We start from the raw sequence: 11,755 nt of genomic DNA, 5'->3' as shown, positions 1-11,755 counted from the left end.
TTCCCGCGTACGAGCTGTACCACCTTGCCGCACGGTAATGCTATGCTTTAATTATAACTTCTTAGTCGTGCGGGGGAATGCATTTTAATGTACAATTAAATTATGAAATTTATAATAAAAATGCAGTTCTTCGCGAAGCGTATCCGAAGGATATAAGGTTCTTTTATACCAATACCGAAAGGTAGCTACTCAGTAAAAGAACTGGGGGTGTGTACCCTACACGGGCACGCTTCGCGAAAGTGCAATTATTTAAGTTTTATATCTAAAGAATAAATATGATTATAAAATAATACCATATGTTTTTGACAAACTTAAAAATTTTTAATGCATACTTTTAAGATAGTTAATATACAACACAAAAAGCATCATATGCTTGCTATTGAAAAATATATAATATGATATATCCTTAATGCTAAATAAAAATTAATTAAAAACAAAGAGAGGATTAATAATTATGGTAGTAAAACCTCAAATAGCAAATAATGTATGCAGAACTTCTCACCCATTAGGATGCAGAAAAGAAGTAGAAAATCAGATTAACTATGTTAAATCAAAAGGAAAAATAAAGTCAAATATAAAAAACGCTTTAATACTTGGAGGGTCTGGCGGATACGGACTTGCAAGCAGAATAGTATTAGCATATGGTATGAATGCAAATACTTTAAGCGTATCATTTGAAAGAGCAGCATCAGAAGAAAAAACTGCTACACCGGGTTGGTATAACAATATGGCTTTTAGTGAGTTTGCTAAAAGAGATGGTCTTAAAGAAAAAACTATAGTAGGAGATGCTTTTTTAGAATCTTCAAAAGAAAATATCATTAAAGAGGCTAAAAACTTTTTTGACGGAAAAATAGACTGCGTTATATATAGTTTAGCTACTGGTATTAGAAAAGATGAAAAAGAAGGCATTACATATCGTTCTACTTTAAAACCTATAGGAAAAGATTATAGCGGATTCGGCGTTGATTTTATGACTGAAGAGCTTATACAAGTAAATATGCCTGCTGCTAATGAAGAAGAGATTAAAGCTACTGTGAAAGTAATGGGCGGAGATGATTGGAGATTATGGATTGAGGCTCTAATAAAAGAAGATATGCTTTCTGAAAATGCTTTAACTTTGGCTTATTCTTATATAGGACCAGAGATGACTAAAGCTATATATAGAGACGGCACTATTGGAAAGGCTAAAGATGACTTGGAAGAAACTGCTATAAATATTGACAAAATGATGCAAGAAAAACTTCATGGTCATGCTTATGTAAGTGTTGCTAAGGCGGTTGTTACGAGGGCTTCTGCTGTTATACCTGCTATGCCTTTATATATAAGCATATTGTTTAAAGTAATGAAAGATAAAAATATCCATGAAGGCTGCATAGAGCAAATGTATAGACAGTTCAGAGAAAAAATTTATTCTGATAAAGGCTTTATACTTGATGAAAAACAAAGATTAAGATTAGATGACTTAGAGCTTAGAGAAGACGTACAAAAAGAAGTTGCCCTTGCTTGGGATAAAATTAAAGATAATGATTCATTAAAACAAAATGCAGATTTAAATCAATTTAGAGATGAGTATTTACATCTTCATGGCTTTGGTTTAGACGGCATTGATTATAACGCTGATGTTCAAATATAATATATAATAAGAAAATATTAATAAGGCATATCTATTTTTTAGGTATGCCTTTATTTTTAATTAGTTTTTTCTTTTGGCTTACAAAAAAGAATAGTCTCTCCGCCCCAAGGTGAATAACTTCTTATATAATACTCATAATCATTTGCAATGCTTTTTATAAACACTGGTATCTTAAAAAAATCTTCCATAAAAAGCTCTCCGCCATGATAAAGTGCAACTGCTAAACTTGGTCTATATTTTTTTATTGTGTTTACAGCACCCTCTAAAATTTTTTGCTCTGCTCCTTCAACATCCATCTTTATATAATCAATATTTTTTATGTTGTTTCTCTCTACAAACATATCCAAAGTAATGGCATGCTTTTTTACAGTTGGAGTATTTGGTGTCATAGAAATAAAATCTATATCTCTCTCACAATCTAAAAAAATCTCATTTTGAAGTATTACATTGTTAAGATTGTATTTATCTTTAATATCTTTAAGAACATTATATGCATTATCATCTGGCTCAAAAGCATATATTTTAGCATTGTTAGAGCTTTTCTTAGAAAAAAAGTAAGTGCTGTCTCCCTTCCAAGCACCAACATCAAATAATACATTATCCCCTTTCACTTCAAATACATCTTTCACATTATACTGCTCTAAACCAAATATATAAAATAATAAAAAATTCTCTATCTCATTAGGATATTTATGTTTTTTTAAATAAAATAATATTCTCTTTATGCTCCAAGAAAATATATTTATAATTCCATATCTTATACTCAATATTATTTTTTTATTTATATTTGTATACGCATCACTATAAAAAGCAAGCATATATCTATATAATACAATTTTTTTAAAAATATTTTTTGAATAATCCTCTTTAAGCATGCTATAAAAAATATCAAAATAATCTGTATTAATTAATGCTTTTATAAAATTATCGCTATCTTCTTTTTCTTCTATAAACTCTCTCGTAAACTTATTTCCTAACTTTTTTCTGCATTCATTTAACAATTCATTGGATACACTATTCATAAAAATACCATAAAAGTTTTTTTATAGTATAACATATAAAAAAATAAAAAAAATATATATGTAATTATTATTATAAATTTTATTTTATTGAAAAAAATAGAATTCTATTATAAAGTATACCTATATTTTAAGATAATAATTTTATTAAAGGAGATACATAAATGATAGTAGCGCCTAAAATATTGAATAATATATGTACTACAGCTCACCCATTAGGATGCAGAAAGGAAGTAGAAAATCAAATTGACTATGTAAAATCTAAAGGAAAGATAAAATCAAATGTAAAAAATGCTCTTATATTAGGAAGCTCTGGAGGATATGGACTTGCAAGCAGAATTGCTATAGCTTATGGACTTGGAGCTAAAACTATGGGAGTTTCATTAGAAAAAGCAGCTACAGAAAGAAGAACAGCTACACCCGGCTGGTATAATAATATGGCTTTTAGTGAATGTGCTAAAAGAGACGGCATAGAAGAGGTAAGTCTTAATTTGGACGCTTTTTTAAATGCATCAAAAGAAGAAGTGATAAAAGAAGCTAAAAAGTTTTTTGACGGAAAGATAGATTTATTTATATATAGTTTAGCTGCTCCTGTGAGAACAGATGAAAAAACTGGTACTTTATACCGTTCTGCTTTAAAGCCTATAGGTAAAAAATATGAGGGTATGGGAATAGATTTCATGACTGAAGAGTTATTAAATGTTTCTATAGAGCCTGCAAGCGATGATGATATAAAAAACACTGTAAAAGTTATGGGCGGAGAAGACTGGGAGCTTTGGACTAATGCTTTGCTTGAAGCAGATTTACTTGCAGAAAATGCAATTAATATAGCTTATTCTTATATAGGACCGGAAATAACTAAAGCAGTTTACAGAGAAGGAACTATTGGAAGAGCTAAAGACCATATAGAAAGCACTGCACATAGATTAGATAAAGAAATGCAGAAAAAAATAAATGGACATGCTTATATATCTGTTAATAAAGCTGTTGTAACAAGGGCTTCTGCTGTTATACCTACAGTGCCTCTTTATATTGGAATATTATTTAAAATAATGAAGGCTAAAGGATTACATGAAGGCTGTATAGAACAGATGTATAGATTATTGAGTGATAAATTATTTAATGGAGGAGATATACCTTTAGACTCTGTTAATAGAATTAGACTTGATGATTGGGAGCTTAAAAAGGACGTTCAAGAAGAAGTATTAAATGTTTGGAAAATACTTAATCAGGATAATTTAAAAGAGTTAGCTGATATGTCTATGTTTAGAAAAGATTATATGAATATGCATGGATTTGAAGTTGAAGGAATAGATTATTCTAAAGATGTAGAAATATAATTTTTTATAATAAACAAATTATTAATTAAGGGCTTTACTTTTTGTATAGCCCTTTTTATTTTTTAAATTATTTATAAAGTTATAATTTTTTATTAGCTTTAGATTTTCTAAATATTGACACAGCATAAAGAACAGCTGCTAATATAATAATCGCTAATGTAATAGCTCTATTAAAATTCAACTCTTCCTTATACACAAATATAGCAAGCAATGTTGCAAGCAAAGGAACAAAAAACTGTAAAAAACCTAAAGTAGAAACTTCTAAAGATTTAGCAGCTTTTGCATATAAGTATAATGGGATGCCTGTTGCAATTCCTGCAAACATTAAAGTTATCCAAGTATTGATTGGCTGTGGGGATACTGGAAAATAAAGTTTTGATATAATAATTGAAGGTATTAATATAGATAAAGTCTCCAAAAATAAACTCTCCCAACCTGAGTATATAGTCATCTTTTTTAATATCCCATATACAGAAAAAGTTAAACCTATAAAAAATGCCATTATAGGAGGTTTGCCTAATGTAATAGTTTGATATATCATTCCAATAAACATTAAAACAATAGCTAAATATTCTAATAGAGTTTTTTTCTCTCTAAAAAATATTATGCCTATTAATATGCTCAAAATAGGAGCTATATAATAAGCAAGTCCTGCCTCTAATACGTTTCCAGAGTTTACAGTGTAAATATATAAAAACCAATTAACCCCAAGAAAAACACCTGCTATAAAAATTAACATTAAAGGCTTAATGCCTCTGTATAGATTAGCTTTTTTAAATATTATTATAATAAGAGTAAATATAAAAGTGGTGATAACCCTAACCCCAAGCACAAAAGCAGAATCAAAATTCTGAACAGCTTTCCAATATATAGGAAGAAGCCCCCACATTATATAAGCACTCGCCGCAAGAAAAATAGATTTATTATTGTTATACATAAGTTTATTATATTCCATTAAATTTTTGAAATATAATAAACTCAATTTAAATATTTTCAAGACATTATTTGTAAATAAAAAAAGGAGGCTTTATTTAAGCCCCCTATTATTTTTTAATTAATTATTATAATTAATAGCTTTCAACTCTAACTTCAAAGAATTTTTTAGCATGTTTACAAGCAGGACAAATTTCAGGAGAAGCTTCACCCTCATATATATATCCGCAGTTTCTGCATTTCCATTGAACTTTAGTATTTCTTTTGAAAACTGTACCATTTTTTACAGCTTCTCTTAATTTAGCATAACGCTCTCTATGTTCTCTTTCAACATCGCCGATTAATTTCATAGAATGAGCAATCTCATCGAAACCTTCAGCAGCAGCTTCTTTAGACATAGTAGGATACATTTCTTCATACTCATAATTCTCGCCTTCCCAAGCAGATTGTAAGTTTTGAAGAGTGTCGCCTATACCGTTAAGATATTTAAAATGAACTTTAGCATGTTCTCTTTCATTTTCTGCTGTTTCAAGGAATATTGCAGCTATTTGCTCATAACCTTCATTTCTAGCAACGCTTGCAAAATATGTATACTTGTTCCTAGCCATAGATTCGCCAGCAAAAGCATCATGTAAGTTCTTTTCTGTTTTTGTTCCTTTTAAATCTTTCATTTTTATTTCTCCTTAAATTGTATAATTAAAAAATTAAGTTATTTTGCCTTATTTAATCTCTCTGCTACATAATCCCAATTTACTAAATGCTCTACAAAAGTAGTAAGAAAATCAGGTCTTCTGTTTTGATAATCTAAATAATAAGCATGTTCCCAAACATCGCAAGTTAAAACGCCATGTACTTTATCAGCAATAGGATTCATAGCATTGGCATATTTTCTAACTTCCAATTTACCATTATTTAATACCAACCATACCCAGCCAGAACCAAATTGTGTTTTGCCGCCTGTAGTAAATGCTTCTTTAAAAGCATCAAAGCTGCCAAAATCTGCTTCTATTTTACTTTTTACTTCAGCAGGTATAGCAACATCTTTCTTTAACATCTTGAAAAACTCTTCATGGTTATAAACCTGACCAGCATTGTTGAATAATGCTTGCTTTTCACTATTGTTATGAGAAAGAAGTATTAATTCCTCTATACTTTTACCTTCCAATGATTTATCCTTAGACACTAAATCATTAACTGTTGTTACATAAGCATTTAAGTGTTTGCCATGATGGAAGTCTAAAGTATTTGAAGACATGTATGGTGCTAAATCCTCTTTGCCATAAGGCAATTTCATTAACTCAAACATATTTTATCTCCTTTATTTATTAAACAATAAAAATATTAAACTATTTTTCATTTATGTCAAGTGTATTTATTAAATAATACAATTAACTTATTAGTAATATATATTAATAAGGCATGCCAATTAAAATTGACATGCCTTAAGTTAATTTTTATTCTTAATTATTGTGCTGCTTCTGTATTTTCTGTAGTAGTAGTATTTGCTGTGTTAGCTTCGTTTGTTTCTCCTTCTTTATAAACAGGAGCTACTTCTCTAGATAATACTTCATCTTCTGTGTTAGCATATACGAAACCTAACTCATCATAATATTTAGAATATATAGCTTTAAATCTATCAGAAGTTGTATACAATATTTTATGATATTTAGTGATAAGAAGTTTATACTTAGCAGATTTAATATTTTCATCTTGGTTTTTCAAAGTAGTTAAATCCCATAAGTTATTAAACATTTCATTAAGATAATAAACTTTTCTAATATCACCAGTATTTGCATTATTAGCTAATAAGTAATTAACTCCAGCTAAATAAGTATTGAGCATTATTAAGTTAGTAGTAGAGTTTTGATTATTTACTTCATTTTCCAAAGCTTTGTTAAAGTGATATCTGCTCATTGAATAATAACTAGGAGAACCTTTGAATAAATTAAGTATACCAGCATAAAGGTTTAACTCATAATCAGTTTTAGCAAGTTCATTAGTTTTTCCTAAAATTTCATAAGTAGGTTTGATACTATTATATAATTCGATAGCTTTAGAAATCTCATTAATACCCAAGTCAACATTATTATCAGTAGAGATAGGTCTAGCTACCAAGTCATAATAGTTAATAGCATTATAAAACATTTCATTAGTATCTGTAAAATTAACATTAGTGTAATTTTCTAATATTTTATTAGCTTTATATAATACTCTAAAAAGATAATCATCTCTTATAATATTTAAATTAGTTTGAAGAATATTATACTCTTTGTCTAAAGCAGCATCATCTACATTTCTCAAATCTGCAAAATTAGGTGAGAAAGGCACTATACCTTCTACAGTATTTGTATTTTCTGAAGCGGCAGCATCAGTATTTTGCTCTTGAGTTGTTGTTGTCTGCTGTTCAGTAGTTTGTTGTGCTTCCTCCTGAGCATAAACAAAATTTAATGATAAAATCATCACACTTAATACAAGAAATAGCTTTTTCATGTATAACTCCTATAAGTTTTTAATAATTATTTAGCCATATATAAATGTTGCTTAAAGCCTTATAAAGTATCATTTTTGGCTGACTATTAGTATTTAATAAAGTATTAACTAAATAATCTAACTCATCTATAGCCCATATAATACTTATATCGGAAACGGAATTAGGAAGTATATAGCTTCTTTCTTCTATTTCCAGATATTTATCTTCCAGAGATTGTTTAAGGATATTAATTAATTCTCTTATAGTATCTATAATATCATACTCGCCTTCTGAGAGGAGGGTGATGATGGAAGACACTTTTGAGGCATTATTATTTAAACTTGCATCTATGAAAGACAATAATACTTCCCTAATATTATCGCTTGTATTTGATTTTTTGTCAAGCAAATATTTTATAGCTTTAGACATACTTCCTGAAGAATATTGAAGGGCTAAGGCTGTTTTCTCTTCATTTAGCCTTAATCTTTTCATTAATATAGACCTTAAAGTATTTTCTGAAAGAGATGAAAACCTAAGCTCCATCATACGTGATATTAAAGGCTTCATTCCATCTTGAACCAATTTATTTGTATCTGAAGTTATCAAAATAAATATGTTATTATCAGATGGTTCTTCTAAAGTACGCAAAAAAATGTTAGGAGCTCTTTTATCCATTAATTCTATACCCTCTATTATCACTACTCTCTTTCTGCCTAATCTTGGTTTTCTGTATGTCATCTCTATTATGTTTCTAATAGTGTCTAATGGTATAACCGTATGAATTATATTATAATGTATTTTTTTTAATGCTGTGAAAAAATCACCATCTATAGAATATTTCTTTTTGCCGCCTTTAGCTTTTACTATATTAAGTGCATCTTTTGATTTAGTTCTAAAAATAGAATCTATAAACTCAATATTATCTTCATTAAGTTCATTTAATGTGTAATTAACAGCCAAATAGTAAGGCTCTATTAAAGCGTATCTCGAGCTTTCTTTTTTGTTTCCAAGCATATATTCTTTCGGTTCACTTAAAGGATAATTATCATAACTGTCAAAAAGCATAGATTCCACTTTATAAAGTATAGAGCGGCATTCTGTATAAAAATTATTAAATAAATGAGGAAGCTTATATTCTAAATATTGATTAAAATATATTTCAGCATTTCTAAATCTCTCATCAGTGCCAGCCACCACAACATCAGGATGTTTATAATTATCTATCATTTTGCAAGATTCGCATTCATCGCAATAAGTGCCGTTATTTCTTTCGCATAAAAGAACTTTAGCATAATTTAAAGCACTTTCATATTTTCCAACCCCCTCTTCTCCGTAAAACAAATAGGCATGATGAAGCCTGCCGCTTTTATATATACCAGACATTATTTTTAAAGGTGTTGTTTGCCCTAATACTTTAGCCAATTATCTCTCTCCATTTTTTTATATTTAATTTATAAATTATAACAAAATTTATAGCAATATAAATTTGATATTTTACATATATATTATATATTATATAGTATAAGAAATAAATTTTTAAGGATTTCATTATGTCATTAGAAAATAACAATAATATATCAAGAGAAGATTTAGAAGAAATGGAAAAAAAGAATAAAAGATTATTCAAAAAAATATTATTAAACTCTGAAAGATTGGATAATGCCGAAGAAGGAATCAATAATTTACAATATCATATAGAAGCTTTAAATAGAAATTTAGACTCTATAAATGACATAGACTTAAAAATAGAAATTTTATTAGAAAAAGCAAATGAGCTAATAGAAGAGAATATTCAAAAAAATGAAATATTAATACAAAATGCAAATAAAAAATTAGAAGAACAAAATAGTGAATTTGAAAAATCTATTAATGAAAAGTTTAAAGAAAAATTAGAAGAACAAAATATTAAAAATCATGACATCATAAAAAATATTAATGAAGTAATAAATCTAAAATTAGAAGATAACAATATAAAAAATACCAAATTAAATGAAGAGCTATTAAAGAAAACAGCAGAATTATTGGAAGAAAATACAAAGAAAAATGAAATATTAATACAAAACGCTAATAAAAAATTAGAAGAACAAGGCAGCGAACTAATAAATAATATTAACGATGATATAAAAGAAAAATTAAAAGAGCAAAATATTAAAAATGAGCAATTTATAAAAACTCTTAATGAGATTATGAATACAAAACTTGAAGAGCAAGATAAAAGAAATGATGTTAAGATAGAAGAAAACAATAAAAAAAATAAAGACATAAATGAAAACATCATAAAAACAACTAACGAGATGCTTGAGAAATATGATAAGAGTCATGAAATATTAATTGATTACACTAATAAAAAATTAGAAGAACAAGTAAAAAATAATGAGGAGTTTCTCAAAACTATTAATAACTCTATAAATATAAAATTTGAAGAACAAGACAAAAAAAATAAAGAATTCAATGATTTAATAAGCAAAAATCATAATGAAATAATAAAAACAACAAATGAAATGCTTGAAAAATATGATAAGAGTCATGAAATATTGATTGACTATACTAATAAAAAATTAGAAGAACAAGCTAAAAAGAATGATGAGTTTCTTAAGACTATCAATAATTCTGTAAATATAAAACTTGAAGAACAAGATAAGAAAAATAAAGAGTTTAATGACTTAATTAATAAGAATCATAATGAGATATTGGCAAGAACAAACAGCATGCTTGAGAAGTATGATAAAAGTCATGAGGCTATTATAGATTATACAAATAGAAAAATAGAAGAGCAGGATATTAGAAATAAAGAGTTTTTAAAAACAGTAAATAATGCTATGAATGATAAATTACAAGAACAGGAGAGAAAAAATAATGAATTTAATCAATTAATAAATAAGAATTATGATGAAATACTCTCTAAAGCAAATAATATGCTTGAAAAATATGATAAGAGTCATGAAACATTAATTGATTATACTAACAAAAAAATAGAAGAACAAAATATTAAAAACAAAGAATTCTTCAATGTAATGAATAAGTCAATAAATGAGAAATTAGAAGAACAAGATAAAAAGAATAAAGAGTTTAATGACTTAATGAATAAAAATCATAGTGAAATATTATCAAAAACAAATAACATGCTTGAGAAGTATGATAAAAACTATGAAACATTGATGGAATATACAAATAAAAAGATAGAAGAGCAAAATAATAAAAATAATGAGCTTGTAAAAAATATAAATAATGCTGTTAACTTAAAAATGGAAGAGCAGGATAGAAAAAACAGAGATTTCAGCAGCAGCATGGAAACAAGAATGAATGACATGCTAAAAAAATACGATAGAAATTATGACACATTAATAGAATATACAAATAGAAAAATAGAAGAAAACAGCATAAAAAACAGCGATTATATTGCAACTCTAAACAATGCTAAAACTATTATAAATGAGTTTAACAGCGACAAAGAAAAATTAAAAGAATATACAGACCGACAAATAGAAAAACAAGAACAAAAAAACAAAGAGTTTAGAGATGATATGGCTAGACAATATGATAATATATTTAAGACAACTGATGCAATGCTCATAAGACAAAAAGAGGCAGAATTATCAGAAAAAAATAAAGCAAACAACTTTGCTATAATTATGGGTTCTTTGGCTGCGGTAGTTATAGTAGTTGTTATAGCTTTACAGATACTATAATAATTTATAACAATATGTATCTTTTTGATAGTGAACAAATAGATAAACTGCATTATGAAAAATATTATTTAGATTTGGGCTATAAATATATTTGCGGTATAGATGAAGTTGGACGCGGTTCGCTTTTTGGAGAGGTTACTGCCTGTGCTGTTATAATGCCTTTAGATGATGATATAATAGAAAATGTAAATGATTCCAAAAAACTTACTGCAAAAAAAAGAGAAGAGCTTTATAAAACTATAACTCAAAAAGCATTATCATATTCAGTATATTCTGTACCTGCAAATATTATAGACAAAATTAATATATATAATGCCGCAAAATTAGCTATGCTTAAAGCAGTTGAAGGTTTAAAAGTAAAACCTGATATGTTGTTAATAGATGCAATGAAAATAGACACTGAAATAAAACAAGAGTCTATAATAAAAGGCGATTTAAAATCATATTCTATAGCCTGTGCGAGTATAGTTGCTAAGGTAAGCAGAGATAAATCTATGGATATATTATCAGAAAAAAACAAAGAATATGATAAATACAAAATATCAAAAAATAAAGGCTATGGAACAAAAGAGCATATTGAAGCTATAAAAAAATATGGTGCAAGCGATTTACATAGATTATCATTTGAACCTATAAAATCTATAAAAGAAGAAAATAGTTTTTTTATATAA

At 27.4% G+C, this 11,755-nt stretch carries 10 protein-coding genes; 4 read left to right on the top strand and 6 right to left on the bottom strand.

Annotation, left to right across the window (positions count from 1 at the left end):
- Window positions 1–454 precede the first annotated feature (454 nt).
- A complete protein-coding gene (gene fabV / locus Q0H31_RS05625; protein WP_295296251.1) occupies window positions 455–1,633 on the top strand; it encodes an enoyl-ACP reductase FabV in 1,179 nt (392 codons plus the stop codon).
- A gap of 56 nt (window positions 1,634–1,689) precedes the next feature.
- Here fabV (Q0H31_RS05625) and Q0H31_RS05620 read toward each other — a convergent pair whose 3' ends face one another.
- Window positions 1,690–2,655, bottom strand: a complete 966-nt coding sequence (locus tag Q0H31_RS05620) for an FkbM family methyltransferase (protein ID WP_295296250.1) — start codon at window positions 2,653–2,655, stop codon at window positions 1,690–1,692.
- 161 nt (window positions 2,656–2,816) lie between these two features.
- Here Q0H31_RS05620 and fabV (Q0H31_RS05615) point away from each other — a divergent pair, with 161 nt between their 5' ends.
- Complete coding sequence (fabV, locus tag Q0H31_RS05615; protein WP_295296249.1) at window positions 2,817–3,992, top strand: enoyl-ACP reductase FabV; 1,176 nt, start codon at window positions 2,817–2,819, stop codon at window positions 3,990–3,992.
- Between the two features lie 79 nt (window positions 3,993–4,071).
- Here the strand turns inward: fabV (Q0H31_RS05615) and rarD are convergent, their stop codons facing one another.
- The 5 genes from rarD to Q0H31_RS05590 form a co-directional block, all read right to left on the bottom strand.
- Window positions 4,072–4,929 (bottom strand): EamA family transporter RarD, encoded by an 858-nt coding sequence (gene rarD, locus Q0H31_RS05610; RefSeq protein ID WP_295296248.1) that lies wholly within the window; start codon window positions 4,927–4,929, stop codon window positions 4,072–4,074.
- Between the two features lie 130 nt (window positions 4,930–5,059).
- Window positions 5,060–5,596, bottom strand: coding sequence for a rubrerythrin (rbr, locus tag Q0H31_RS05605; RefSeq protein WP_295296247.1), 537 nt, complete (start codon window positions 5,594–5,596; stop codon window positions 5,060–5,062).
- Between the two features lie 38 nt (window positions 5,597–5,634).
- Window positions 5,635–6,231, bottom strand: a complete 597-nt coding sequence (locus Q0H31_RS05600; RefSeq protein ID WP_013243789.1) for a superoxide dismutase — start codon at window positions 6,229–6,231, stop codon at window positions 5,635–5,637.
- A 158-nt stretch (window positions 6,232–6,389) separates the two neighbouring features.
- Window positions 6,390–7,415 (bottom strand): hypothetical protein, encoded by a 1,026-nt coding sequence (locus Q0H31_RS05595; protein ID WP_295296246.1) that lies wholly within the window; start codon window positions 7,413–7,415, stop codon window positions 6,390–6,392.
- A gap of 19 nt (window positions 7,416–7,434) precedes the next feature.
- Window positions 7,435–8,817 carry a DNA polymerase III subunit delta' gene (locus Q0H31_RS05590; RefSeq protein WP_295296245.1) on the bottom strand — a complete coding sequence of 461 codons (1,383 nt, stop codon included), beginning with the start codon at window positions 8,815–8,817 and terminating at the stop codon, window positions 7,435–7,437.
- 128 nt (window positions 8,818–8,945) lie between these two features.
- On the opposite strand from Q0H31_RS05590, the gene Q0H31_RS05585 reads away from it, so the two are divergent.
- Window positions 8,946–11,084: a viral A-type inclusion protein gene (locus tag Q0H31_RS05585; protein WP_295296244.1), complete on the top strand. Its 2,139-nt coding sequence runs from the start codon at window positions 8,946–8,948 to the stop codon at window positions 11,082–11,084.
- Between the two features lie 14 nt (window positions 11,085–11,098).
- On the top strand, window positions 11,099–11,755 hold the full coding sequence (locus tag Q0H31_RS05580) for a ribonuclease HII (RefSeq protein ID WP_295296243.1): 657 nt from the start codon (window positions 11,099–11,101) through the stop codon (window positions 11,753–11,755).

This window comes from uncultured Brachyspira sp. (assembly GCF_934747485.1).
Classification (GTDB): Bacteria; Spirochaetota; Brachyspiria; order Brachyspirales; family Brachyspiraceae; genus Brachyspira.
Note: the sequence above shows the minus strand (reverse complement) of the source record. Positions and strands in the feature narration are given on the sequence as shown.